This window comes from Streptomyces sp. Tek67B01, assembly GCF_055231995.1.
The window spans coordinates 4,709,525-4,735,038 of sequence record NZ_JBUYUY010000001.1 but is presented as its reverse complement, the minus strand read 5'-3'; the positions used below and the strand labels follow the sequence as shown (position 1 = coordinate 4,735,038).

The 25,514-nt window shown below is 70.7% G+C and carries 21 protein-coding genes and 2 tRNA genes; 5 read left to right on the top strand and 18 right to left on the bottom strand.

Features of this window, described 5'->3' with window-relative positions:
• Positions 1 to 7: 7 nt before the first annotated feature.
• The 7 genes from mrdA to folC all read right to left on the bottom strand — a co-directional run bounded on the left by mrdA (position 8) and on the right by folC (position 7,734).
• Positions 8 to 2,185, bottom strand: coding sequence for a penicillin-binding protein 2 (gene mrdA / locus ACV7NM_RS21250; RefSeq protein WP_463411748.1), 2,178 nt, complete (start codon positions 2,183 to 2,185; stop codon positions 8 to 10).
• Positions 2,186 to 2,198: 13 nt separating this feature from the next.
• Complete coding sequence (mreD, locus tag ACV7NM_RS21245; protein ID WP_463411747.1) at positions 2,199 to 2,894, bottom strand: rod shape-determining protein MreD; 696 nt, start codon at positions 2,892 to 2,894, stop codon at positions 2,199 to 2,201.
• Positions 2,895 to 2,907: 13 nt separating this feature from the next.
• Entirely contained in the window at positions 2,908 to 3,852 is a 945-nt protein-coding gene (gene mreC / locus ACV7NM_RS21240) for a rod shape-determining protein MreC (protein WP_463411746.1), read from the bottom strand.
• Between the two features lie 167 nt (positions 3,853 to 4,019).
• On the bottom strand, positions 4,020 to 5,039 hold the full coding sequence (locus tag ACV7NM_RS21235; RefSeq protein ID WP_008738981.1) for a rod shape-determining protein: 1,020 nt from the start codon (positions 5,037 to 5,039) through the stop codon (positions 4,020 to 4,022).
• A gap of 329 nt (positions 5,040 to 5,368) precedes the next feature.
• The gene (gene ndk, locus ACV7NM_RS21230) at positions 5,369 to 5,779 is read right to left on the bottom strand and encodes a nucleoside-diphosphate kinase (protein ID WP_463411745.1); all 411 of its coding nucleotides are present in this window, start codon (positions 5,777 to 5,779) and stop codon (positions 5,369 to 5,371) included.
• A 62-nt stretch (positions 5,780 to 5,841) separates the two neighbouring features.
• Complete coding sequence (locus tag ACV7NM_RS21225; RefSeq protein ID WP_463411744.1) at positions 5,842 to 6,192, bottom strand: DUF4233 domain-containing protein; 351 nt, start codon at positions 6,190 to 6,192, stop codon at positions 5,842 to 5,844.
• Between the two features lie 3 nt (positions 6,193 to 6,195).
• On the bottom strand, positions 6,196 to 7,734 hold the full coding sequence (gene folC / locus ACV7NM_RS21220; protein ID WP_463411743.1) for a bifunctional tetrahydrofolate synthase/dihydrofolate synthase: 1,539 nt from the start codon (positions 7,732 to 7,734) through the stop codon (positions 6,196 to 6,198).
• Positions 7,735 to 7,852: 118 nt separating this feature from the next.
• Here folC and ACV7NM_RS21215 point away from each other — a divergent pair, with 118 nt between their 5' ends.
• Positions 7,853 to 8,902, top strand: coding sequence for a rod shape-determining protein (locus tag ACV7NM_RS21215; RefSeq protein WP_463411742.1), 1,050 nt, complete (start codon positions 7,853 to 7,855; stop codon positions 8,900 to 8,902).
• A 15-nt stretch (positions 8,903 to 8,917) separates the two neighbouring features.
• Here ACV7NM_RS21215 and ACV7NM_RS21210 read toward each other — a convergent pair whose 3' ends face one another.
• A complete protein-coding gene (locus ACV7NM_RS21210; protein WP_463411741.1) occupies positions 8,918 to 10,066 on the bottom strand; it encodes a sensor histidine kinase in 1,149 nt (382 codons plus the stop codon).
• A gap of 195 nt (positions 10,067 to 10,261) precedes the next feature.
• Entirely contained in the window at positions 10,262 to 12,883 is a 2,622-nt protein-coding gene (locus tag ACV7NM_RS21205) for a valine--tRNA ligase (protein WP_463411740.1), read from the bottom strand.
• Between the two features lie 97 nt (positions 12,884 to 12,980).
• On the opposite strand from ACV7NM_RS21205, the gene ACV7NM_RS21200 reads away from it, so the two are divergent.
• Together ACV7NM_RS21200 and ACV7NM_RS21195 are read left to right on the top strand one after the other, a co-directional pair.
• Positions 12,981 to 13,622, top strand: coding sequence for a hypothetical protein (locus tag ACV7NM_RS21200; protein WP_463411739.1), 642 nt, complete (start codon positions 12,981 to 12,983; stop codon positions 13,620 to 13,622).
• Positions 13,623 to 13,715: 93 nt separating this feature from the next.
• Positions 13,716 to 14,651 carry a hypothetical protein gene (locus ACV7NM_RS21195; RefSeq protein WP_463411738.1) on the top strand — a complete coding sequence of 312 codons (936 nt, stop codon included), beginning with the start codon at positions 13,716 to 13,718 and terminating at the stop codon, positions 14,649 to 14,651.
• Between the two features lie 66 nt (positions 14,652 to 14,717).
• Here the strand turns inward: ACV7NM_RS21195 and clpX are convergent, their stop codons facing one another.
• From clpX to ACV7NM_RS21170, 5 genes are all read right to left on the bottom strand, one after another.
• Positions 14,718 to 16,004: an ATP-dependent Clp protease ATP-binding subunit ClpX gene (clpX, locus tag ACV7NM_RS21190; protein ID WP_008738998.1), complete on the bottom strand. Its 1,287-nt coding sequence runs from the start codon at positions 16,002 to 16,004 to the stop codon at positions 14,718 to 14,720.
• Between the two features lie 154 nt (positions 16,005 to 16,158).
• The gene (locus ACV7NM_RS21185) at positions 16,159 to 16,833 is read right to left on the bottom strand and encodes an ATP-dependent Clp protease proteolytic subunit (protein WP_361310962.1); all 675 of its coding nucleotides are present in this window, start codon (positions 16,831 to 16,833) and stop codon (positions 16,159 to 16,161) included.
• Positions 16,834 to 16,881: 48 nt separating this feature from the next.
• A complete protein-coding gene (locus tag ACV7NM_RS21180; RefSeq protein ID WP_136216948.1) occupies positions 16,882 to 17,499 on the bottom strand; it encodes an ATP-dependent Clp protease proteolytic subunit in 618 nt (205 codons plus the stop codon).
• Positions 17,500 to 17,786: 287 nt separating this feature from the next.
• On the bottom strand, positions 17,787 to 19,181 hold the full coding sequence (tig, locus tag ACV7NM_RS21175) for a trigger factor (RefSeq protein ID WP_463411737.1): 1,395 nt from the start codon (positions 19,179 to 19,181) through the stop codon (positions 17,787 to 17,789).
• Positions 19,182 to 19,392: 211 nt separating this feature from the next.
• Positions 19,393 to 19,469 (bottom strand) — tRNA-Pro (locus ACV7NM_RS21170).
• Between the two features lie 178 nt (positions 19,470 to 19,647).
• On the opposite strand from ACV7NM_RS21170, the gene ACV7NM_RS21165 reads away from it, so the two are divergent.
• Positions 19,648 to 19,718 (top strand) — tRNA-Gly (locus ACV7NM_RS21165).
• Positions 19,719 to 20,255: 537 nt separating this feature from the next.
• Here ACV7NM_RS21165 and ACV7NM_RS21160 read toward each other — a convergent pair.
• The 4 genes from ACV7NM_RS21160 to ACV7NM_RS21145 all read right to left on the bottom strand — a co-directional run bounded on the left by ACV7NM_RS21160 (position 20,256) and on the right by ACV7NM_RS21145 (position 24,152).
• Positions 20,256 to 20,450, bottom strand: coding sequence for a hypothetical protein (locus ACV7NM_RS21160; RefSeq protein WP_136216973.1), 195 nt, complete (start codon positions 20,448 to 20,450; stop codon positions 20,256 to 20,258).
• Between the two features lie 166 nt (positions 20,451 to 20,616).
• A complete protein-coding gene (locus ACV7NM_RS21155) occupies positions 20,617 to 21,072 on the bottom strand; it encodes an HD domain-containing protein (protein WP_463411736.1) in 456 nt (151 codons plus the stop codon).
• Complete coding sequence (locus tag ACV7NM_RS21150) at positions 21,069 to 22,454, bottom strand: pyridoxal phosphate-dependent decarboxylase family protein (protein ID WP_463411735.1); 1,386 nt, start codon at positions 22,452 to 22,454, stop codon at positions 21,069 to 21,071. The genes ACV7NM_RS21155 and ACV7NM_RS21150 overlap by 4 nt, the downstream gene beginning before the upstream one ends.
• Before the next feature lie 555 nt (positions 22,455 to 23,009).
• Positions 23,010 to 24,152 (bottom strand): SpoIIE family protein phosphatase, encoded by a 1,143-nt coding sequence (locus tag ACV7NM_RS21145; RefSeq protein WP_463411734.1) that lies wholly within the window; start codon positions 24,150 to 24,152, stop codon positions 23,010 to 23,012.
• 117 nt (positions 24,153 to 24,269) lie between these two features.
• On the opposite strand from ACV7NM_RS21145, the gene ACV7NM_RS21140 reads away from it, so the two are divergent.
• Positions 24,270 to 25,505, top strand: a complete 1,236-nt coding sequence (locus ACV7NM_RS21140; RefSeq protein WP_463411733.1) for a GNAT family N-acetyltransferase — start codon at positions 24,270 to 24,272, stop codon at positions 25,503 to 25,505.
• The last annotated feature ends 9 nt before the right edge of the window (positions 25,506 to 25,514 follow it).

Genomic DNA, 25,514 nt, shown 5'->3' with positions numbered 1-25,514 from the left:
CGGGTCCTCAGTCCTGCTTCGCGACGGGCGGGGCCGGCGGTCCCGCGAGGGCCGGTGGTGGCGCGTCCTCCGGGGACGGCGGCACGTACGGCTTGATCTCGGGGGCGTCGATGGAGCCGTCCGGCTGGATGGTCGGCAGCGTCGCCTGCGGCTTGGGGAGCAGGGCCTTCGACAGGTCCTGCTTGCCGGCCATGTCGAGGCCGTAGATGGCGTTGTAGACGTTGCGCACGGCGGGACCGGACGCGCCGGAGCCGGTGCCGCCCTGGGAGATCGTCATCACGATCGTGTAGTCGTCGGTGTAGGTGGCGAACCAGGAGGTCGTCTGCTTGCCGTAGACCTCGGCGGTACCGGTCTTGGCGTGCATCGGGATCTGCTTCTGCGGCCAGCCGCCGAAGCGCCAGGCGGCCGTACCGCGGGTCGCGACGCCCTCCAGCGCTTCTCCTATCTGCTGCCTGGTCTTCTCGTCCATGGGGAGCTTGCCGTGCGCCTTGGGCTGGATCTCCTGGACGCTCTTGCCGTCGGCGCTGACGATGGCCTTGCCGATGGTCGGGTTCCACATGGTGCCGCCGTTGGAGATGGCGGCGTAGATGGTGGCCATCTGGATGGGGGTGACCAGGGTGTCGCCCTGTCCGATGGAGTAGTTGACGGCGTCACCGGCGCGCAGGATGTTGCCTTCGAGGCAGTTCTCGTAGTTGAGCAGCTCGATGTAGGTGCCGCCCTTCTTGCCGGTCTTGCACCACTGGTCCTTGTTGGCCGCCCAGAACCGCTGCTTCCACTGGCGGTCGGGGACGCGGCCCTTCTCCTCGCCCGGGAGGTCCACGCCGGTCTCGGCGCCGAGACCGAACTGGTGGGCGGTCTTGAAGAAGATGTCGCCGGGCTGCTTGACGGGCTTGAGCCCGCCGTCCTTGAGCCACTGCTGGTGGGCGAGGCCGTAGAAGACGGTGTCGCAGGAGACTTCGAGGGCCTGGCCGAGGGTGATCGAGCCGTGGCCCTGGGACTCGAAGTTCTTGAAGACCTGGCCGCCGATGGAGTACGAGCTGGGGCAGGGGTAGCTGCCGTCGAACTTGTACCCGGCGTTGACCGCGGCGGTGGTGGGGATGACCTTGAAGATGGAGCCGGGGGCGGCCTGGCCCTGGATCGCCCGGTTCATCAGCGGGACGTTGGACTCCTTGGAGGTGAGCTTGGCGTAGTCCTTGCCGGAGATCCCGCCGACCCAGACGTTCGGGTCGTAGGTGGGGTTGGAGGCCATGGCGACGACGCGGCCGGTCTTGGCCTCCAGGACGACGATGGCGCCGGCGTCGGCCTTGTAGGGGACGCCGGTGTTGCGGTCGACCTCCTTGCGCGCCTGGACCATCGCGTTGTTCAGCTCGTACTCGGCGACCGCCTGGACCCGGGCGTCGATGCTGGTGACGACGTGGGCGCCGGGGACGGCCGGGTCGTTCTTCGCCTCGCCGATGACCCGGCCGAGGTTGTCGACCTCGTAGCGGGTGACGCCGGACTTGCCGCGCAGCTCCTTGTCGTAGGTGCGCTCAAGGCCGAAGCGGCCGACCTGGTCGGAGCGCAGGAACGGCGAGTTGGTGTTCTTGGCCTTCTGGATCTCGTCGTCGGTGACCGGGGAGAGGTAGCCGAGCACCTGGCCGGTGTTCGCGCCGCCGGGGGCCGGGTAGCGGCGCACGGCGGTGGGTTCGGCGGTGATGCCGGGGAAGTCCTCGGGGCGTTCGCGGATCTGGAGGGCCTGCTGGGTGGTGGCCTCCAGGGTGACCGGGATCGGCTGGTACGGGGAGCCGTTCCAGCAGGGCTGCGGGGTCTTGGAGTCGCAGAGCCGGACCTTGTCCATGACGTCCTGCGGCTTCATGTCCAGTACGTCGGCGAGCCGGGTGAGGACGCCTTTGCCCTTGTCCTTTATCTTCATCAGCTCGGTGCGGCTGGCGGAGACGACCAGACGGGTCTCGTTGTCGGCGAGCGGCACTCCGCGGTCGTCCAGGATCGAGCCGCGCACGGCGGGTTGGACTACCTGTTGGACGTGGTTGTTCTTGGCCTCGTCGGCGTACTCGGAGCCGTTGCGGATCTGGAGGTACCAGAGGCGACCGCCGAGTGTGAACAGCAGCGAGAAGACGAGTACCTGGATGATGACGAGCCGGATCTGCACCCGGGGGGTGCGGCCGGTCTCCGGAATGTTGGTCACGCCTGGTCCCCCGTCACAGCTTCCTGACGCTCTTCACGCCTTTGACGCCCTTTATGCGGCCGGCCCGGTTCGCGCGTCCCCGCGCGGTCTTCAGCCGCAGCCCGCCGCGCTGACTGCCGATCCGCAGCCCTGTTCCGCCGGTGAGCCAGCCGGAGGACAGGTCCTTGCCCTTGGGGGGTCCGCCGCCCGCTTCGACGGCCATCGGGTCGTTCTCGGCGCGGCGGGCGAGCGCCATGACGAGCGGCACGGTGAAGGGCGCGAGGAGCAGGTCGTAGAGCATGGCGGTGAAAAGCAGTTCGGTGAGGCCGACGTGTCGGGCGGCCGTGTCGCCGACGAGTGCGCCGACGCCCGCGTAGAGCAGGGTGGAGCCGATCGCGGCGGCGACGACGGCCGTCAGCGGCCCCCAGGCGGAGCGGAAGCGCCCGTTGTCGGGGCGGGCCAGGCCGACGAGGTAGCCGATGACGCAGAGCACGAGGGCGTACCGGCCGGCGGCGTGGTCGGCGGGCGGCGCGAGGTCCGCGAGGAGGCCCGCGCCGAAGCCGACGAAGGCTCCGCTGAGGTGTCCGTAGACCAGGGCGAGGGCGACGACGGTGAGCAGGAGCAGATCGGGTACGGCGCCGGGGAGTTGCAGCCGGCCGAGGACGGTGACCTGGATGACGAGGGCGACCACGATCAGCGTGGCGGAGAGCAGCATCCGGTTGAAGCGCATGGGCGGTCGGCTCCTACTCGTCGGCCGGCTTGGCGGGGGCACTGGCGGACGCCGACGGGGTCACGGTGACGGTGACGGTCGGGGTGGGCTTCACTTCGGGCTTGGGCGGCAGGACGGCGTCGCGCGGGTCCTCGCGCGGCGGCATCACCACGACACCGACGATGTCCAGGCGCGAGAAGCCGACGAACGGACGCACCCACACGGTGCGGGTGAGGTCGCCGCGCGAGGGGTCGACCTTGACCACCTCGCCGATGGGGACGCCCGGCACGAAGGGCTTGTTGCCGCGCGAGCCGAAGGTGACGAGCCGGTCCCCGGGGGCGATCTTGGCCTTGCCGTTCAGCATCTGCACCGACAGGGCGCGGTCGCCCTGGCCGGTGGCGAAGCCGAGTTCCCCGGTCTTCTCCAGGCGGGTGCCCACGGTGAAGTCGGGGTCGTTGGCGAGGACCACGGTGGACGTGTCGGGACCGACGGTCGTGACGCGGCCGACGAGGCCGTCGCCGTTGAGGACGGTCATGTCGCGCTCGATGCCGTCCTTGCTGCCGGCGTCGATGGTGACGGTCCAGGAGAAGCCCTGGGCCGCTCCTATCCCGATGACCTCGGCGCCCTTGATGCCGTACTGTCCGGCGCCCGCCCGCTTGAGCATCGCGTCGAGTTCGTGGATCCGGCTGCGGGTCTGGTCGTCGCTGCCCAGCTTCGCCTTCAGCGCGGTGTTCTCGCGTTCGAGCGTCTTGATCCGGTTGTGGCGCTCGTCGGAGTCCCGTACGGCGCCTATGGCGTGGGCGACCGGGTCGACCGCGGTCGCGACGCCCTTCTCCACGGGGCCGAAGACCGCTGCGGCGGCTTGCCGGGCGCCGTCGACCGGTGACTCCTCGCCCGCCCTGATGTCCACCGTGATCAATGCGAACGCGATGGCGATCAGAAGCACCAGGAGCAGCCGGCTCTCTCGTGTGTCCCTCACGTGCGGCGGCGTGCCTTCCTCGTAGGTATTCGCGGTGCCGGAGCCGCTCCGACGGAGCCGGGGCTCGCACCGGACTGTGCCTGTATATCAACGATCCGCCGCACAGGCGCGGTAGCACCCGTACGGCGGATCCTTGTGTTCCACATGCCCCGATACGGGGATTTCGATCAACGCCGGGGCTGGGCGTCCAGGACTTGCTGGAGTGCTTCGAATTCCTCGACGCACTTGCCGGAGCCGAGTGCCACGGAGTCGAGGGGGTCCTCGGCGATGTGGATCGGCATGCCCGTCTCGCGGCGCAGCCGTTCGTCGAGTCCGCGCAACAGGGCGCCGCCGCCGGTGAGGACGATGCCGCGGTCCATGATGTCGCCGGAGAGTTCCGGCGGGCACTTGTCGAGGGTGGTCTTCACCGCGTCCACGATGGCGTTGACCGGTTCCTCGATGGCCTTGCGCACCTCCGCCGCGGAGATGACGACCGTCTTCGGCAGACCGGAGACGAGGTCGCGGCCCCGGATCTCGGTGTGCTCGTCCTTGTCGAGGTCGTACGCCGACCCGATCGTGATCTTGATCTGTTCGGCGGTGCGTTCACCGAGGAGGAGCGAGTACTCCTTCTTGATGTGCTGGATGATCGCGTTGTCCAACTCGTCGCCGGCGACCCGGATGGACTGCGCCGTGACGATTCCGCCGAGGGAGATGACGGCGACCTCGGTGGTGCCGCCGCCGATGTCCACGACCATGTTGCCGGTGGCCTCGTGGACGGGCAGGCCCGAGCCGATGGCGGCGGCCATCGGCTCCTCGATGATGTGTACCTGGCGGGCGCCGGCCTGGGTGGACGCCTCGATGACGGCGCGGCGCTCCACTCCGGTGATGCCGGAGGGGACGCAGACCACGACGCGCGGACGAGCCAGGTAGCGGCGCTTGTGGATCTTGAGGATGAAGTACCGGAGCATGCGCTCGGTGATCTCGAAGTCGGCGATCACGCCGTCCTTGAGGGGCCGTACGGCGACGATGTTGCCGGGCGTCCGGCCGATCATCTTCTTCGCCTCGGAGCCGACCGCCAGGATTCCACCGGTGTTCGTGTTGATGGCGACCACGGACGGCTCGTTCAGGACGATCCCCCGGCCCCTCACGTACACCAGCGTGTTGGCGGTCCCGAGGTCGATCGCCATGTCACGGCCGATGAACGACATGTTGTTCCCCTTGTTCCCCATGAGGAGCGTCTGGCCTTCCAGTTGATAGCGGCTGCTGTCAGGTCGGCGAGGTGGGTGTGTGGGTGGAGGCCCCATCGTAGTGCCGCGGGTACGGACATCGCGCGACGGGACTCCGGCAATCCCGCCGGAACGGATACCCGCCCCCTTAGTGGTGACGTCGTGTCCTGCACATGCGTTCCCGCTCGCCGCCCGTCATACCGAAGGGCGACCGAAATTACTTCGGTCGCCCCAGGTCATGAGCGCTATATGGCTGATGTCGCGTCGGGGCGACGGGTGCTCGCGCGGCGCGGCACGGGTTCCGCTTCGGTTCAGAGGGCGGGGAAGAAGAGCTTCAGCTCGCGCTCCGCCGAAGCCTCGGAATCCGAGGCGTGGATGAGGTTCTCCCGGGTGATGGTGCCGTAGTCACCCCGAATGGAGCCGGGCGCCGCGGCGATCGGGTCGGTGGGACCCGCCAGCTGCCGGACGCCCTCGATCACGCGTTCGCCCTCGACGACCAGGACGACGACCGGCCCGCTCGCCATGAAGCCCATGAGGGGCTCGTAGAAGGGCTTGCCCTTGTGCTCGCCGTAGTGGGTCTCCAGGGTCTCCTGGTCCAGCGTGCGCAGCTCCAGCGCGGGAACGGTCCAGCCGGCCTTCCGCTCGATGCGGCCGATGATCTCGCCGATCAGGCCACGACGGACGGCGTCGGGCTTGAGGATGACGAGCGTGCGCTGGGTCATGTGGAAACTCCTTGCGGCATACGGGTGCGGTCCGACGAGGCTACAGGGGGCCCCGGGGCGCCTTACGCCTCGGCCGGCGCCTCGTTCTGCGCCGCCCAGCGGGCCTTCGCGGCGTCGACCTTGCGCCCGTAGTGCACCGAGCACCACCACAGGCCGGCGAAGACCGCTCCGAGGAAGAACATGGTCGGGACGACGAACCCGCTGAGGACCAGCCCGATCTGCAGGGCCCAGCCGAGCTGTACCGCGCCGGGGCGCGACAACATCCCGCACAGCAGCACGGACAGCAGCATCGCGATGCCGCACACCGTCCACACGGTCGCCTGGGTCAGGTCCGGGTCCTTCATCGCCACCAGACCCGCGAAACCGATCACGAAGAACTCGCCGATCAGCGTCGAAGCACACAGCGTGCGCATTCCTCAGCCCCTCTTCAGCAGCAGGCGGGCCTCGCCCACCGTGATCACGGAGCCGGTCACCAGGACCCCGGCCCCACCGTATTCGGCCTCTTCCTCCGCCAGGGTGATGGCCGCCTCCAGCGCGTCGTCCAGCCGGGGCTCCACCTGCACCCGGTCCGGCCCGAAGACCTCGACCGCGATGGCGGCGAGCTCGTCGGCCGAGATCGCCCGGTGGCTGGTGTTCTCCGTGACGACGACCTCCGCGAAGATCGGCTCGAAGGCCTCGAAGACCCCCTTCACGTCCTTGCCCTCGCTGGCGCCCACGACGCCGATCAACCGGCTGAAGCCGAACGCCTCGGTGACCGCCTCCGCGGTGACCCGCGCCCCCGCCGGGTTGTGCGCGGCGTCCAGGACCACGGTCGGGCTGCGCCGGACGACCTCCATACGGCCCGGCGAGGTCACCGAGGCGAAGGCCCGGCGGACCGTGTCGGCGTCCAGTTCCCGGGCGTGCTCGCCGCCGACGCCGAAGAACGCCTCGACCGCGGCCAGGGCCACCGCCGCGTTGTGCGCCATGTGGGCGCCGTACAGGGGCAGGAAGATGCCGTCGTACTCGCCGCCCATGCCGCGCAGGGTCAGCATCTGTCCGCCGACCGCCACCTCGCGGGAGACGACACCGAACTCCATGCCCTCGCGGGCCACGGTCGCGTCGACCTCGACGGCCTTCTTGAGTAGCACCTGCGCCGCGTCCACCGGCTGCTGCGCCAGGATCACGGTCGCGCCCTGCTTGATGACGCCGCCCTTCTCCTGGGCGATCTCGGCCGTCGTGGAGCCGAGCCGGTCCGTGTGGTCGAGACTGATCGGGGTGATCACGGCCACCGCGCCGTCGATCACGTTGGTCGCGTCCCACGAGCCGCCCATGCCGACCTCCACCACCGCCGCGTCCACGGGCGCGTCCGCGAAGGCCGCGTAGGCCATCCCGGTGAGCACCTCGAAGAAGGACAGCCGGTACTCCTCGGAGGCGTCGACCATCTCCACGTAGGGCTTGATGTCGTGGTAGGTCTCGACGAACCGCTCGGCGCTGATCGGCGCCCCGTCCAGGCTGATCCGCTCGGTGATCGACTGCACGTGCGGGCTGGTGTAGCGGCCGGTGCGCAGGTCGAAGGCGTTCAGCAGCGCCTCGACCATACGGGCGGTGCTGGTCTTGCCGTTGGTGCCGGTGATGTGGATCGAGGGGTACGCGCGCTGCGGCTCGCCCAGGACGTCCATCAGCGCGGCGATGCGCGAGACGGACGGCTCCAGTTTGGTCTCGCCCCAGCGGCCGGCCAGCTCCTGCTCCACCTCCTGCAGCGCCTTGGCCACCTCCGGGTCGGCGGGCGCGGCGGGCACCTGCTCGTCCTGCGGCGCTCCGCCGTGCGCGCGCAGGGTGCGGCTGCCGGCCTCGATCACCGCCAGGTCGGGGTCGCGGTCGGACTCTTCCGAGACGATCCGCTCGAACTCGTCGCTCGCGTCGAAGGGTCGGCCGAGGTCGTCGGGGCCGTGGCTGTCGGGCTGCTGCTCACTCACGGGGACCAGTCTACGGACGAGGGGCGCAGGGACCTTCGGCCCGGCCGTTTCGGGACCTTCGGCCGCCGTCGCGACCGTTTCGTTATGCAAGCCTTGCGGGCAGCAGATAGGGGAACGAATGCCGCAGGCCAGCACCGACAAGACGGCGTCCAGCCGTGACATAGGGATCGACCTGGGAACCGCGAACACCCTCGTCTACGCCCGGGGGCACGGGATCGTCCTCGATGAGCCGTCCGTGGTGGCGGTCAGGACCGGTACGACGACGGCCTTGGCGGTCGGGACGGAAGCCAAGGAGACCCTCGGCCGCACCCCGGGCTCCATCACCGCGATCCGCCCGCTGAGGGACGGGGTGATCTGCGACTTCGAGGCCGCCGAGGAGATGATCCGGCACTTCGTGCGCAAGGCGGTCCCCGGTCGCCGGCAGCGCACCCGGATGGTGATCTGCGTACCGTCGGGCGTCACCCAGGTCGAACGGCGGGCGATCATCCAGGCCTCCACCCGGGCCGGCGCCAAGTCCGTGCACCTGATCGAGGAACCGATGGCGGCGGCGATCGGGGCGGGGCTGCCGGTCTCGGAGGCGCGCGGCTCGATGGTGGTGGACATCGGCGGCGGCACCTCGGAGGTCGCCGTCATCTCGCTGGGCGGCATCGTCACCTCGCGGTCGTTGCGCGTCGGTGGCGACCGGATGGACACCGCGATCACCGACCACGTGCGCAAGGAGCACGCGCTGCTCCTCGGCGAGCGCACCGCCGAGGACGTCAAGGTCGCCATCGGCTCGGCCTGGCCGGTCCCGGGCCTGCCCGAGTTGGAGGGCCGCACCCACACCGTGCGCGGGCGCGAGAAGGTCGGCGGCATGCCGAAGACGCTGGAGCTGACGGCGCGCGACGTACGGGCCGCCCTCGACGAGCCGGTGGAGGCGATCATCGCCGCCGTGCGCACCACCTTGGAGGAGTGTCCGCCCGAGCTGTCCGGTGACGTGATGGAGCGCGGCATCGTCTTGACGGGTGGCGGGGCGCTGCTGCCCGGCCTGGACCTGCGCATCGCCTCCGCGACCGGCATCCCGGTGTTCGTGGCGGACGCGCCGCTGAACTGCGTGGTGCTCGGCTCGGGCCGCTGCGTGGAGGACATGGACACGCTCGGCAGCGTGCTCGCCCCGGCGAAGGCGTAGGCCCCGCCACGGCGTTCAGCCGCGCGGCAAGGTCGCCTCGACGACGTACGCGTCCTCGGTGCGGGCCGCCGTCAGGGTTCCGCCCAGGCTGTGGACTCGTTCGGCCATGCTCGCCGTCCCCGAGCCGGCCGAGACGGGCGCGCGCGCCGGGTTCCGGTCGGGGAGGCCGTTGGCGACGCGGATGCGCAGACACCGTCCGTCGGCCGTGACCGACACCTCGATGGTCTCGCCCCGGGCGTGCTTGGCGGCGTTGGTCAGGCACTCCTGCACCACCCGGTAGACCGCCGCCTGGCGCAACGGCGACACCTCACGCGCCTGAGGGTCGATCACCAGCCGTACGGGGGAGCCCGCCTGCCCGCTCCGTCCGGCGAGCTCTTCGAGTCCGTCGATCCCCGGGGTCGCCGCCCGCTCCCCGCGCTGCACGATGATCTCGTTGAGCACGAGGTGGGCGCGGCGCGCCGTGTCGGCGAGCTCCTCGAACTCCTTCGCGTACGCGCTCTCGCGGGCCCGCACCGCCAGCACCTCCGAGCGCACCGTCAGCAGGGTCAGCTCCCGGCCGACGAAGTCGTGGACGTCGCGCGCGACGGAGGTCCGCTCGTCCTGGACGGCTTGGAGTACGGCGGACTCGGCCCGGCGGGTGTCGAGTTCGCGCACGAGGTCGTGCCGGTAGGCGGCGATGCCGACGGCGGAGGCGAGCATCCCGATCGGCACCACCAGGCTGAGGAAGGCGCTGAGGGTCTCCGCCCTCGGTTCGGGCCAGCCCGGCAGGCTGAACACGGCGAGCGCGAAGACCACGTAGCCGGTGGTGGCGAGGATTCCGGCCCGGCGGCCCCGGTAACGGCCGACGGAGTACAGGGCGAACTGGATCAGCGTCAGCTCGTGCAGCCAGCCGATGAACAACAGCGCGGTGAGGTACGCGGCCCAGGGCAGCCGGCGCCGTACCAGCAGGCTCGCGCAGCCAGCCGTCAGGACGGCGGCGGCGGCCGGCCCGTTCGGGGAGTGGTCGGCGGCGGCGAGTCCCGGCAGGTCCAGCGCCATCAGAGCGAGGCAGCCCAGCGCCGTCAGGACGTCCAGCGCCCGCGGTGACCCGGCCCGGCCCTCGGCGACCCGGCGACCGGCGGACACGACCCGGTGGAGCGCCGAGGCGACGGGCTTGACGTGCATGTCCCCCATCATGCGTGGTCGGCTCCGGCGATCGGATCGGGGCTGCGGGGGCGCGGGGGTGAGATGCCGCACTCCGGTCGGGAGGGCGCACTCCGGTCGGTAGGCGTACTCGGTCGGAAGGGCGTACGGCGAAGGCCCCCGCACCGAGGGACGGTGCGGGGGCCTTGGCGGGTCACCCCTGACGGGGCCCGGCGGCTACGCGGCCGGGAGCCCGGCCAGCTGGGCCTGGATGCGGGCGATGTCCGACTCGGCCTTGGCGAGACGGCCCTTGATCTTGTCCACGACGTTGTCGGGCGCCTTGGCGATGAACGCCTCGTTCCCGAGCTTCGCCTCGGCCTGCTGCTTCTCCTTCTCGGCGGCGCCGAGGTCCTTGGTGAGGCGCTTGCGCTCGGCCGCCACGTCGATGGTCCCCGACAGGTCGAGGGCGACGGTGGCCCCGGCGACCGGCAGGGTCGCGGTGGCGTTGAACTCCTCGCCCTCCGGCTGGAGGCGCAGGAGCTGGCGGATGGCGGCCTCGTGCGCGGCGAGCGCCGTACCGGCGAGGTCCAGGCGGGCCGGGACCTTCTGCCCGTCCTGGAGACCCTGCTCCTTGCGGAAGCGGCGGACCTCCGTGACCACCGACTGGACGCTCAGGATCTCGGCCTCGGCGGCCTCGTCGCGGAAGCCGCTGTCCTTGGGCCACTCGGCGATCACGAGGGACTCGCGCCCGGTCAGCGTGGTCCACAGCGTCTCGGTGACGAAGGGGACCACCGGGTGCAGCAGCCGCAGCATGACGTCGATGACCTCGCCCAGGACCCGGCCGGAGACCTTGGCCTGCTCCCCGCCCGCGAAGAACGTCGTCTTCGACAGCTCGACGTACCAGTCGAAGACCTCGTCCCACGCGAAGTGGTAGAGGGCCTCGCTGAGCTTCGAGAACTGGAAGTCGTCGTAGTACGCGTCGACCTGCGCGACCGTCTTGTTCAGGCGGGACAGAATCCAGCGGTCCGTCGCCGACATCTCCTCCGGGGCCGGCAGCTCGCCCTCGATGGTGGCGCCGTTCATCAGCGCGAAGCGGGTGGCGTTCCAGATCTTGTTCGCGAACTTGCTGGAGGCCTGGACCCAGTCCTCGCCGATCGGCACGTCGGTGCCGGGGTTGGCGCCCTTGGCCAGGGTGAAGCGGACGGCGTCGGAGCCGTACTTGTCCATCCAGTCCAGCGGGTCGACGACGTTGCCGAAGGACTTCGACATCTTCTTGCCGCGCTCGTCACGGACCAGACCGGTCAGCGCGATCGTCTTGAACGGCGCCTTCCCGTCCATCGCGTACAGACCGAACATCATCATCCGGGCGACCCAGAAGAAGATGATGTCGTGGCCGGTGACCAGGACGTCGGTGGAGTAGAACTTCTCCAGGTCCGGGGTCCGCTCCGGCCAGCCGAGCGTGGAGAACGGCCACAGGCCGGACGAGAACCAGGTGTCGAGGACGTCGGTGTCCTGCTTCCAACCCTCGCCGGTCGGCGCCTCCTCGTCCGGGCCGACGCAGACGACCTCGCCGTCCGGGCCGTACCAGACCGGGATGCGGTGGCCCCACCACAGCTGGCGCGAGATGCACCAGTCGTTGAGGTTGTCGACCCAGTCGAAGTAGCGCTTCGACATGTCCTCGGGGTGGATCGCGACCCGGCCGTCGCGGACCGCGTCACCGGCCTCCTTGGCGAGGGTCTCGACCTTGACCCACCACTGGAGCGACAGGCGCGGCTCCACGGTGGTGCTGCATCGCGAGCAGTGCCCGACGGAGTGCAGGTACGGGCGCTTCTCGGCGACGATCCGACCCTGCCCGCGCAGCGCCCCGACGACCGCGGAGCGGGCCTCGAAACGGTCCTGGCCGAGGAAGGGCCCGTGGACGGTGATGACACCGTGCTCGTCCATGATCGTCATGTTGGGCAGGCCGTGGCGCTGCCCGATGGCGAAGTCGTTCGGGTCGTGCGCCGGGGTCACCTTGACGGCGCCGGTGCCGAACTCCGGGTCGACGTGCGTGTCGGCGACGACCGGGATGGTGCGGTCGGTCAGCGGCAGCTTGATCTGTCGGCCCACGAGGTGCTTGTACCGATCGTCGTCCGGGTGGACGGCGACCGCGGTGTCACCGAGCATCGTCTCGGCGCGGGTCGTGGCCACGACCAGGCTGTCCTCGCCCTCGCCGTACCGGATGGAGACGAGCTCGCCGGCGTCCTCCTGGTACTCCACCTCGATGTCGGAGATGGCGGTGAGACAGCGCGGGCACCAGTTGATGATGCGCTCGGCGCGGTAGATCAGACCGTCGTCGTAGAGCTTCTTGAAGATCGTCTGGACGGCCTTGGACAGGCCCTCGTCCATGGTGAAGCGCTCACGGGACCAGTCGACGCCGTCACCGAGGCGCCGCATCTGGCCGAGGATCTTGCCGCCGTACTCTTCCTTCCACTGCCAGACGCGCTCGACGAACTCCTCGCGACCCAGGTCGTGGCGGGACTTGCCCTCCTCGGCGAGCTGCTGCTCGACCTTGTTCTGGGTGGCGATGCCGGCGTGGTCCATGCCGGGCAGCCACAGCGACTCGTAGCCCTGCATCCGCTTGCGGCGGGTCAGGGCGTCCATCAGCGTGTGCTGGAAGGCGTGCCCCAGGTGGAGGGAGCCGGTGACGTTCGGCGGCGGGATGACGATGGTGTACGAGGGCTTCTCGCTCGCCGCGTCGGCCGTGAAGTACCCACGCTCTACCCAGCGCTCGTAGAGCTTCCCCTCTACCTCGGCCGGCGCGTACTGGGTCGGCAGTTCGGAGTTGGGGCTGCTGGGTGTCTGCGTGTTCTCGGTCACGCACCACAGGATACGGGCGGCCCCGCCCGCGTCACGAATCCGTTCCACCCTCCGGCTTGCCTTGACGGGGCCATGACCGATCGGCCTGACTGGGCGCATGAACGAGATCACCGGGCAGCCCACCGCCGCCCCTTCGGTACATCCCTACGCGTCCATCCCGAACGTCCCGCCGAAGAAGCGCGTGCTGGTGAAGGTCGGGGTGGCGCTGGGGGCCATCGTGGGCGTGGTCGCCGGCAAGGCGGCCGTGACCGCGGTCCTCGACGGCGGCCCGTCGGACGCCGGACGGTACCGGCTCGCGCCGCCCGCCTCCTTCCAGGGCCTGACGCTCCAGGACTCCGGACCGCGCGTCGACGCGATCAAGCTGGGCCAGGGCCCGCGGAAGCCGGGCACCGAGCAGGTCGCCGTGGTCTACGCCGACGCGTCGGGCACCGCGCGGCTGGTGGTCAGCGGGGCGGCCGGCCGGTTCGACGACGGGGACCCGGGTTCGGTGCTGACCCGAGGCCTCCACGAGATGGGGGCGGCCGACGCGGCCCCGGAGCCGGCCGGCACGCCGGAGGACGCCGCCATGCGGTGCGGCACGGTCCACGTCGCCGCCGGCACGCTCCCGGTGTGCATGTGGGCGGACCACAGCTCACTGGTGACGGTGACCGTCCCGGTGGAGAACGAGCCGGTGACGCTCGCCGCGCTCGCCGAACAGACCCGGGCGCTGCGGGGCGTGACGGAGGTCCGGGCGTCGTAGTTCGGTAACGCCTGGGGCCCCGGAGCCAGGACCAGCGGGAACTTCGGTCAAGATATGACCAACATAAGAAGTTCCTAAAGGGGGACGCGGGTCATGAGTTACAACCAGCCGGGACCGTACGGTCAGCAGCCGCAGCAGCCCGGACCGTACGGGGGCCCGCCGCCGCAGCCGGCCCCGTACGGGCAGCCCGCGCCGCAGCCCGGCTACGGCTACCCGCAGCAGGCCCCGCCGCCGGGCTACCCCCAGCAGCCCCCGCAGCCCGCCTACGGCTACCAGCAGCCGGGCATGCCCCCGCAGCCCCCGTACGGCGGGATGCCCCCGCAGCAGCAGCCGAAGAAGTCCAAGGCGGGCGCGGTGATCGCGGTCGTGGTGGTCCTCGGCGTGATCGCGGGCGCCGGCTGGTACTTCACCAAGGGCGGCGGCGCCTCGGGCACGGTGGCGGCGGACACGAAGGGCTACAAGCTGGCCTTCCCGGCGTCGGTGGACGCGTACCAGCTGCAGCCGCCGACGACCGGCGCACCGGACCCGAACGCCCCCCTGGAGGGGGAGAAGAAGACCAAGGCCGAGGCGCTCGGCGTCATGAACCCGCACAACGCGATCGCCTCGTACGCCACCGGCCCCGGTGGCAAGGGCAAGGTACTCAGCGCCAACGGCATGTGGGGTGACGTCGGCTCACCGGAGAAGTCCGTGGACGCCTACTTCGCCAACATCAGCGCGAGCAACAAGGACACCGCGGCGCTCGGTTTCAAGTACGAAGTGGTCGGCACCCCCAAGGCCTACACCCCGGCGGGCTTCAAGGGCGCCGTGATGAAGTGCGCCGACCTCAAGGCGACCGCCATCAAGCCCACCAAGCCCGGCGAACCCAGCTCGGTCACAATTCCCCAGTGCGCTTGGGGTGACCGCTCCACCGTTGTCGCGGTCAACGTGATCGACGCTGCCGCCGTCACCGTGGGCGGCAGCAGCGGCACCCAGGACGAGCTGTCCCAGCTGGCCGCCAAGCTCTACAACACCGCCCGCGTCAAGGCCTGACGCCGGCGCATACGCGAAGGGGCGCCCCGGAGTACCGGGGCGCCCCTTCGCGTATGTCCGTTGCGGCTAGGCCGACTTCTCCTGCGGGCCCTGGTCCTTCGGGACGATGCGCGGGACCAGCGTCGGGTTGACGTTGGAGCGGACCACATCGGCGGTGATGACCACGCGGGCCACGTCCTTGCGGGACGGGACCTCGTACATCACCGACATCAGGACCTCTTCCATGATGGCGCGCAGGCCGCGCGCGCCCGTCTGGCGGAGGATCGCCTGGTCCGCGATGGCCTCCAGCGCCTCGCGCTCGAAGTCCAGCTCGACGCCGTCGAGTTCGAACAGCCGCTGGTACTGCTTCACCAGCGCGTTGCGCGGCTCGATGAGGATCTGGAGCAGCGCCTCGCGGTCCAGGTTGTGGACCGAGGTGATCACGGGGAGACGGCCGATGAACTCGGGGATCATCCCGAACTTCACCAGGTCCTCCGGCATGACCTCCTGGAACTGGTTGCTCGCCTCGATCTCCCGCTTCGAGCGGATGGTCGCCGCGAAGCCGATGCCCTTGGCGCCCGCACGCGACTCGATGATCTTCTCCAGGCCGGCGAAGGCGCCGCCCACGATGAAGAGCACGTTCGTCGTGTCGATCTGGATGAACTCCTGGTGCGGGTGCTTGCGCCCGCCCTGCGGCGGAACCGAGGCCGTCGTGCCCTCCAGGATCTTGAGGAGCGCCTGCTGGACGCCCTCGCCGCTCACGTCGCGCGTGATCGACGGGTTCTCGCTCTTGCGGGCGACCTTGTCGATCTCGTCGATGTAGATGATCCCGGTCTCGGCCTTCTTGACGTCGTAGTCGGCCGCCTGGATCAGCTTGAGCAGGATGTTCTCGACGTCCTCGCCGACGTAACCGGCTTCCGTCAGCGCCGTCGCGTCGGCGATGGCGAACGGGACGTTGAGCATGCGGGCCAGCGTCTGCGCCAGCAGGGTCTTGCCCGAGCCGGTGGGGCCGAGCAGCAGGATGTTGGACTTCGCGAGCTCGATCGCGTCGTCCCGGCCCTGCGCGCCGCCGTTCTCGCCGGCCTGGACCCGCTTGTAGTGGTTGTAGACCGCCACGGAGAGCGCCTTCTTCGCCGGCTCCTGGCCGACGACGTAGCTCTCCAGGAACTCGTAGATCTCACGGGGCTTGGGGAGTTCCTCCCACCGGACCTCGGAGGTCTCCGCGAGTTCCTCTTCGATGATCTCGTTGCAGAGGTCGATGCACTCGTCGCAGATGTACACACCGGGTCCTGCGATGAGCTTCTTCACCTGCTTCTGGCTCTTTCCGCAGAACGAGCACTTGAGCAGATCGCCGCCGTCACCGATGCGTGCCACGAGGTGCTTCCCCTTCGCCTGGGAGACGCCTGGTTCAGCGGCTCCTGGTGCCTCATATCCGACGGTACCTTGCCGGGGGCCCCCAACGGGGCCCCCTTGACGTGGTTCACATCGCCGAATGCGACAGCGTGACCACGCCAACTCGCGGCAAGGATCAGACCGCGGTGCTCTTGCGGGTGGAGACGACCTGGTCGATCAGGCCGTACGCCAGTGCGTCCTCGGCAGTGAGGATCTTGTCGCGCTCGATGTCATCGCGGATCTTCTCGATCGGCGTGGTCGAGTGCTTGGCCAGCATGGTCTCCAGCTGGTCACGCATGCGCAGGATCTCCTTGGCCGCGATCTCCAGGTCGGAGAGCTGCTCGCGGCCGGTACCGCCGGACGGCTGGTGGATCAGGACACGGGCGTTCGGCAGGGCCAGACGCTTGCCGGGGGTACCGGCGGCGAGCAGGACCGCGGCGGCGGAGGCCGCCTGGCCCATGCAGACCGTCGAGATGTCCGGCTTCACGAACTGCATCGTGTCGTAGATCGCCGTCAGCGCGGTGAAGGAGCCACCGGGGCTGTTGATGTAGATCGAGATGTCGCGGTCCGGGTCCATCGACTCCAGGCACAGCAGCTGCGCCATGACGTCGTTGGCCGACGCGTCGTCAATCTGCACGCCGAGGAAGATGATGCGCTCCTCGAAGAGCTTCGCGTACGGGTCGTACTCGCGCACACCCTGCGAGGTGCGCTCGACGAAACGCGGGATCACGTACCGGTTGTCCACCTGAGGGCCGGTGTAGAGGCCGCTCGCGGGAGAGAGGTTGTTCATGTGCATCTGGGTGTTCACCATCCTGGTGGCGTTCTGCGGGCTGAGGCTTGCCTGGTGCGGTGCCGGGGATCAGGCCCCGGTGCCGCCACCGCCGGGGACCAGGGACGCGGCGGAGATGATCTCGTCGATGAGGCCGTACTCCTTGGCCTCCTCCGCCGTGAACCAGCGGTCGCGGTCGCCGTCGCGGATGATGGCCTCCACGGTCTGGCCGGAGTGGTGAGCGGTGATCTCGGCCATCCGCTGCTTGGTGCGCAGCAGGTACTGGGCCTGGATCTTGATGTCCGAAGCGGTGCCACCGATGCCGGCGGAGCCCTGGTGCATCAGGATGTCGGTGTTCGGCAGCGCGAAGCGCTTGCCGGCCGTACCGCCGGTGAGCAGGAACTGGCCCATCGAGGCCGCCATGCCCATGCCGATGGTGACGATGTCGTTCTTGATGTACTGCATGGTGTCGTAGACCGCCATGCCGGCCGTCACCGAGCCGCCGGGGCTGTTGATGTACAGGTAGATGTCCTTCTCCGGCTCGGCGGCCAGGAGGAGGAGCTGCGCGGTGATCTTGTTGGCGATGTCGTCGTCGACCTGCTGGCCGAGGAAGATGATGCGCTCGCTGAGCAGCCGGTTGTAGACATGGTCGCCGAGGCCACCACCGATGGACGGCTCACCCGCGGCGTAAGGCTTCAGATTCGTCACGTATCCACCTGCTCGTCTCCGACGGCCACATGCCGTCTCAGCGTCTCGTTCTGGGGCGCGGACCAGCCGGTGCGAACGATGTCCGCCGGCGTCGGGTACTCCCGTGCCCTCGTATTCATGGACCCTAACGCGCAGGTCGGACAACGCCATCCCGCTTCCCGAACTGTTCGCTCGGAGCGCAAGGTCCGGGGCCCTTCGCGCCGTACGACGAAGGGCCCGGACGCGACTGCGTCCGGGCCCTTCGGGGCACTGCCGGGTGGGCCGCGCCCGCGGCCCGCCCTGGGGTGTTACTTGGCCTCGTCGCCCTCGGTCTCGGCGTCGGCCTCGACGGCCGCCTCGACCGTCTCGGCGGCCGTCTCGACCTCGTCCTCGTCGTCGGAGAGGTCTACGACCTCACCGTTGGTGTCGACGACCTTGGCGGCCTCGACGACGACCGCGAGGGCCTTGCCGCGGGCGACCTCGCCGACCAGCATCGGGACCTGGCCGCCCTCGACGACCGCCTGGGCGAACTGGTCGGGGGACATGCCGGAGGACTGCGCGCGGCGCATGAGGTGCTCGGTGAGCTCCTCCTGGTTGACGCCCAGCTTCTCCTTGTTGACGAGGGCGTCCAGCAGGAACTGGGTCTTGATGCCCTTGACGGCCTGCTCGGCGGTCTCGGCGTCGAACTCCTCGACCGTCTTGCCCTGGATCTCCAGGAACTTCTCGAGGTTCAGACCCATCTGGCCGAGCTGGTGGTGCTCCAGGTTGTGCTTGCGGGTCTGGACCTCGTCCGCGAGCAGCTTCTCGGGAACGGGGATCTCCGCGAGCTCCAGGAACTTCTCCAGGACACGCTCCTGGGCCTGGGTGGCCTGGTCGTACTGCTTCATGTTCTCGAGGCGCTTGCGGCTGTCCGCCTTGAGCTCTTCGAGGGTGTCGAACTCGCTCGCCATCTGCGCGAACTCGTCGTCCAGCTCCGGCAGCTCGCGAGCGGAGACCTTGGTGACCTTGACGGTGACCTCGGCGTCCTTGCCCTCGGCGGAGCCGCCCTTGAGCTGGGAGGTGAAGGTGGCCTCGCCACCGGCCTCCAGGCCCTTGACGGCCTCGTCGATGCCGTCGAGGAGCTCGCCCGAGCCGATGGTGTAGGAGACGTCCTGGGCGACACCGTCCTCCAGCACCTCGCCCTCGACCTTGGCCTCCAGGTCGATGGTGACGACGTCGCCGTCCTGGGCGGCGCGCTCGACGTCCTTCGTGGACGCGAAACGGCCGCGCAGCTGCTCGACCGACTTCTCGACGTCCTCGTCGGTGACCTCGACGGCGTCCACGGTGACCTCGATGCCGGAGTAGTCCGGGATCTCGATCTCGGGGCGGACGTCCACCTCGGCGGTGAAGGCCAGCAGCTCGCCGTCCTTCAGCTCCGTGATGTCGACCTCGGGCTGACCCAGCGGGTTCAGGTCGGCCTCGTTGACCGCCTCGGTGTAGAACTTCGGGAGGGCGTCGTTGACGGCCTCCTCCAGCACCGCACCGCGGCCGAAGCGCTGGTCGATGACGCGGGCCGGGATCTTGCCCTTGCGGAAGCCCTTCACCGTGACCTGCTGGTTGATCTTCTTGTAGGCCGCGTCGAGGCTGTCCTTGAGCTCCTCGAAGGGCACCTCAACAGTGAGCCGAACCCGAGTCGGGTTCAGGGTCTCCACGGCGCTCTTCACGGTTCGGTCTCCTTGTGGCTGACTGCTGGGGGTTCTGCCGTCACGCTGTGATTCAGCGGTTCGGCGGATTCGGCCCGGCATCAGACACACGGGCACGCAGCTTGCATAGTAACCGCAAGCGGCAATCAGCCCACAACGCGATCACCGCGGCGATCATCGGCGAGGGGGCCCGGGGGGCACGCCCCGGGACACTGCGTGGAGAAGGTGCTACTGGTCGGGGTGGCCGGATTCGAACCGACGACCTTCCGCTCCCAAAGCGGACGCGCTACCAAGCTGCGCCACACCCCGTCGGTGCGACACGTAGGGTACATGCCCGAGGACGGTCCGACACGCGGGTTTCCCGGGGATCGGGCCCTGCCGGCGGACACGAGCGCGGCGGCGGACCGAAATGCGGTGTGCGGTCCCCCCGCGCGACCCGCTAGGATGCTGTCCGTGCCGCGGTCCCCGGACCTGCGGCGCGCGCGATGCGGGTGTAGCTCAATGGTAGAGCCCTAGTCTTCCAAACTAGCTACGCGGGTTCGATTCCCGTCACCCGCTCTTGATGGCTTAGGGCCAGGTCGGAGGATGTTTCCTCGACCTGGCCCTGATGCGTTCCCGGGGGCTCCGATCAGTCGTCCGGGATGCGGCGGGCGGCGCGCGTGGTCGGGCCGGGGGCGGAGGTCGTCGGCTGAATCACGGATGCCTTGGGCCGACACGTCGCACGCGATGGTCGGGCTGTACGGGGCCTCAGCCGTCCAGCGGATCTCGTTCGCGCTCGAACCGGCCGAGGCGCGGTGGCGACTGCGGTGTCAGGGTGCGGACGTACGCGTCGGCGGCTATCGCTTTCCGGACTCGACGAGGAGCTCCAAGCCGACGACGCGGGCAGCCTCTCGTGGGGCACCACGCTGCCGCGCGGCGTGCTGAGCCACGCGGTGGTGGAGGCCGCCGAGGACGTGTCGCGAACGCACGACGAGCCCGCGCCTGCGCGTGCCCGGCGGAGGGCGGAGGGGCCCGGTCAGGGCCGTCCGGGGCGACGGCGGGCGCGCTCGGCCCGCGCCGGGGCTGCCGAGCGGCTCGTCGATCGACGGGGAGGGATCAGAGCTTGATCCCCGCGATGGTGTCCGCCAGGGAGTTCAGGAAGCGGTTGACGTCCGGGGCGATGGAGCTGGACGCGAGGAAGAAGCCGAAGAGGACCGCGACGATCGCGGGGCCGGCCTTGATGTGGCTGCCACGGATCAGCACCACCAAAATGATCGCCAACAGAACCACCACTGACAGCGAAATGGCCACTACTGATCACACCTTCTGTCGTCCCTCGGCCGGCCCGGGGCGCATGCCCCCACAAGGACCATCCTCCCACCAACCGGGCCCGGCTATCCGTCTCGTGACGAATCGCCATCGCTCGTTTCGCAGCAACCGGACGTGCGGGCCGCCGATTTCGGGCGCGGGACGGGGGTCAAGGGGTGGGCAGGCCGAGAAGGGAGCGGACATACGCGTACTTGGCGGACAAGCGGTCGCGGGTGGGGCCCTCCAGGACGGCGAGTCGGGCGGGGTCGGCGTTGTGCGCCAGGTCCGCCTCCTTGACCAACCGGGCGCCCGGAGTGGCGAGGATGCGGGCCGCGTACTCCTCGACCGGCTCGCCCGGGACCTTGGTCAGCGCGCGGACCATGGCCTTGACCCCGTCGGGCAGGGCGGCCGATTCGAGCCACGCGGGGGTGAGGGCGTCGTCCTCGATCGCGTCGTGCAGCCAGGCGGCGGCCTGCTGCTCGGGCGTGCCGCCGCGCAGACGGACGCCTTCGGCCACGGCGGCGAGGTGCTCGGCGTAGGGCCGGCCGGCCTTGTCGGTCTGGCCCTCGTGCGCCGCTCGGGCGAGGGCCTCCACTTCGAGGAGGGTCAGGTCCCGGTCCGTCACATGAGCTCCCTTGCCGCCGTCCGGAGGGCCTTCGCGGCCCGGCGCGCATCCGCCTCGGTGGTGCGCCAGTTGGAGAACGCGGCGCGCAGGGCGGCGGTTCCCCGGTAGACGGTGGGGGTGACGAACACTTCCTGCCGGACGGCCTCCCGCAGCGCCGTGAGCCGGGCCGGGGTGGGTGCGTCGGCGAGGGTGAAGCAGACGACGTTGAGGCGGACGGGCGCGAGGACGGCGAAGGTCCGGTCCCCGGCCAGGTCGGCCCCGAACGCACGGGCACAGGAGATGTCGCGCTCGACGATCTCCCGGTGGCCCTGGCGGCCGTACGCCCGGAGCGTGAACCAGGCGGCGAGGGCGCGCAGCCGGTGGGAGTTCTCCGGGGTGAGGTGGACCAGGTCGGGGTGATCGCCGAGGGGGCCGAGGTAGGCGGCGGCGTTCTGGAACACGCGGGCCTGCAGGTCGCGGCGGCGGGTGAACTGGACGGCGCTGTCGTAGGGGACGTTGAGCCACTTGTGCAGGTCGACGCAGACGGAGTCGGCGGCGTCGAGGCCGGCGGTGAGGTGGGCGTGCTCGGGCGAGAGCGCGGCGAAGGCGCCGAAGGCGGCGTCGGTGTGCAGCCAGAAGTCGTGCCGATCCTTGAGGGCGGCGACGGCGCGGAGGTCGTCGAAGTCGACGGTGTTGACGGTTCCGGCGTTGGCGACGACGACGGCGGGGCCGGGGGTGTCGGCCAGGGCGCGGTCGAGGGCGGCGGGGTCGACGGCCTCCCGGCCGGGCAGGGTGGGGACCGCGACCAGGGCGTTCCGGCCGAGGCCGAGGAGCGAGAGGGCTTTGGCGATGGAGGAGTGCGGGGCGCCGGAGAGGACGCGGACGGGGCCGAGGGCGGCCGCCCCGTCGTCCGAGGGTGAGACGCCGGCCCGTTCGCCGAGCCACTCGCGGGCGATGGCGAGCCCGGCGGTGTTGGACATGGTCGCGCCGCTCACGAAGGTCCCGGTGTGGTCGGGGCCCAGACCGAAGAGGTCGCGGAGCCAGGTGACGGTTTCGCGTTCGAGGTCTTGGCCGGCTCCGTCGAGGGCGGAGTTGCTGTTCTGGTCGTGGGCCGCGGTCAGCCAGTCGCCGGCCAGGGCCGCGGGGGTGGCGCCGCCGGTGACGAAGCCGAGGTAGCGGGGGCCGGCGGAGGCGGAGAGGCGGGGCGCCCAGCGCTGCCGGAAGGCGGCGAGGGTGGCTTCGGTGCCGGAGCCGTGCTCGGGGAGGGGTTCGGGGACGAGGGGGGTGACCCGGGGGATCACGGGCCGGGCGTGGAGGGTGGCGAGGGTCTCGGCGGCGGCGTGGCGGGTGGCGTCGAGGAGGTCGGGGAGGCGGGCGAGGTCGGCGGCGAGGGTGGGGTCCATGGGGGCACGGTAGGCGGCGCGGGGGTGGTGGGGGCGGGCCAATCCCGGGCGGGTGGCCGGTGCCGCGGCGGTACAGTGCGGACGGCGCGGACGGGCGCGGCGCAGACGGGCACGGCGCGGATGGTGCCCCGGGGCTCCCGGACCCGCGGACGGCGCAGACGGGCACGGCGCAGACGGGCACGGCGCAGACGACGCGGACGGCCGCGGGCGGTGCCCGGGGCTCCCCAGACCTGCGGACGGCGCGGACGGGCGCGGCGCAGACAGGCACGGCGCAGACGGCGCGGCGCAGACAGGCACGGCGCAGACAGGCACGGCGCGGACAGGCGCGGCGCAGACGGGCACGGCGCGGATGGTGCCCCGGGGCTCCCGGACCCGCGGACGGCCCGGACGGCGCGGCGCGGACGGCCACGGACGGCGCCCAGGCGCTCCCCGGGCCCCGCGCCTCAGCGCCTCAGCGCCGGCAACGCTGGATCTGCCGCAGCGGCACCGGCCCGCGCGGGGCCGCGCCCCGAACGCCGCGGGCCCGGCAGGTGGCGGGAGGGGTGACGGTGACGGTCAGGACGAGCGGCGGATGAGGAGGAGGGCGCGGTCGTCGTTGACGTCCTTGGCGACCTTCTCGATGAGGTGCCAGGCGGCGCCGTCCCAGCCGGCGGCGACGTAGCGGTCCGCTTCGCCCGTCAGGCGGTCGATGCCCTCGCTGATGTCGCGGTCCGCGGTCTCGACCAGGCCGTCGGTGAAGAGCATCAGGACGTCCCCGCGGCGCAGGTTCCCGCGGGCCGGGGTGAAGTCGACGCCGTCGTAGACGCCGAGCAGCGGTCCCTCGCCGGAGACCTCGCGCCAGCGGCCGGTGCCCGCCGAGAGCTGCAGGGCGGGGAGATGGCCCGCGGAGAGGAGTTCGTAGTCACCGGTCTCCAGGTCCAGGACGAGGTGGATGGAGGTGGCGAAGCCCTCCTCCCAGTCCTGGCGGAGCAGGTAGCCGTTGGCGGCCGGCAGGAACCCGTGCGGGGGCAGCGCGCCGAGCAGGCCCCCGAAGGCGCCGGAGAGCAGCAGGGCGCGCGAGCCCGCCTCCATGCCCTTGCCGGAGACGTCGGTCAGCACGATCTCCAGGGTGCGCCCGCCGTTGGTGCGCGCGGCGACGACGAAGTCCCCGGAGAAGGACTGGCCGCCCGCCGGCCGCAGGGCCATCTCGCGGTGCCACCCGGTGGGCAAGGACGGCAGCTTGCTCTGCACCCGGATGCGTTCGCGCAGGTCGAACAGCATGGTGCCGCCGCGCCGCCACGGCACGCCGACCCGGCTGCGGAACTGGGCGATGACCAGCCCGAAGAACCCGCAGGCCGCGACCACCAGCACCGTGCCGGGCGTGACCCGGGCGGGCCCTTCCGTGTACGGACCGAGTACGAGGGCCTCCACGATCAGGGCGACGGCGGAAGCGGCGTACAGGGCCAGCAGGCTGGCCGGCCGCAGCAGCAGGCCGCCCGCCACGATCGGCAAGACGAGCGCCGACGACGAGAACCAGACGGGCATCATCAGCGTGCCGAAGGCGATCGCGGGCACGGTGAGGAGCAGGCCCCCGAAAGCGAGCCAGTCGGAGGCGTCGCCGCGGAAGTAGTCGACGGCGGACTTGCGCAGGCCGGTGCGCGCCCGGTGCGACAGCATGCGCGTCCGGGCCATGAGCGTCTCCACGTGTGCTCCGGCCATTGCTTCGGGACCCTATCCATCCGGGCTGTGCGCGCGCAGGGGTACCCCCGGACCTGAAAGCCGCCGGAGGTCGAAATCTCCTCGACTGGATGGGAATGCCCTGGTAAGGATGCCCATATGGCTCTTGAGACGCGGGTATTGCAGGCTGATGAGTGGGATGTCTGGTACGACCACCTTGAACTGGCGTTCGGCGGTGTGCCCGAATCCCCCGAGGAGCGTGAACTCTACAAGTCCCTCACGGAGTTGCGGCGTTCGCTGGGCGTGTGGGACGGCGAGGACTGCGTGGGGTCGGCGGGCGCGTTCAGCTTCCGGCTGTCCGTGCCGGGCGGTCCCCTGGTGCCCGCGGCGGGGGTCACGATGGTGGGGGTCGCGCCGACCCACCGCCGGCGCGGAGTGTTGACGTCGCTGATGCGCCGCCAAATGGACGACATCCGGGCGGGTGGTGAACCGCTCGCCGTGCTGACGGCCTCGGAGCCGGAGATCTACGGGCGGTTCGGCTACGGCACCGCCACCTACGGGCTGGCCCTGGAGATCGACACCAGTCGCGTACGGCTGCGCGTGCCGCCGGGGACGGACGGCGTCCGGCTCCGCCTCGTGGACCCGGACAAGGCCCTGGCCGACTGTGAGCGGGTCTACGCGGCGCTGGTGGCGGGGCGGCCGGGGATGCCGGCGCGGCAGCCGGGCTGGGAGCGGCAGGCGCTGCTCGACCCGGAATCGCTGCGCGCGGGCGCCTCGCCGCTCAAGTGCGTGGTCGCCGAGGGGCCGGACGGCCAGGTGGTCGGGTACGCCCGCTACCGGGTGAAGGCGGACTGGGAGCCCACCGGCTCGGCCGGGACGGTGGAGGTGGCGGACCTCGACGCGCTGGAGCCGGCGGCGTACGCGGCGCTGTGGCGCTACCTGTGCGAGATCGACCTGACCTGGACCGTGCGGGCCGCCCGGCGTCCCGCGGACGATCCGGTGCTGCACCTGGTGAGCGACGTACGGCGGTCCCGGCCGAACCCGCGTGACGCGCTGTACCTGCGACTCGTGGACCTGGGGCCGGCGCTGGAGGCTCGGCGGTACGGGGCGCCGCTGGACGTGGTCCTGGAGGTCGAGGACGCCTTCTGTCCGTGGAACGAGGGCCGGTGGCGGCTGCGCGTCGGGCCGGACGGGGCGGCGTCCTGCGTGCGCAGCGCGGACCCGGTGGACCTGGAGCTGTCGGTACGGGACCTGGGCTCGGCGTACCTGGGCGGCATCACGCTGACCGCGCTGGCCGGCGCCGGACGCGTCCGCGAGCTTCGCCCGGGCGCCCTGACCCGTGCCTCGCGTGCCTTCGCCGGCGACGTCGCCCCCTGGCTCCCCCACGGGTTCTAGGCAGGCGGT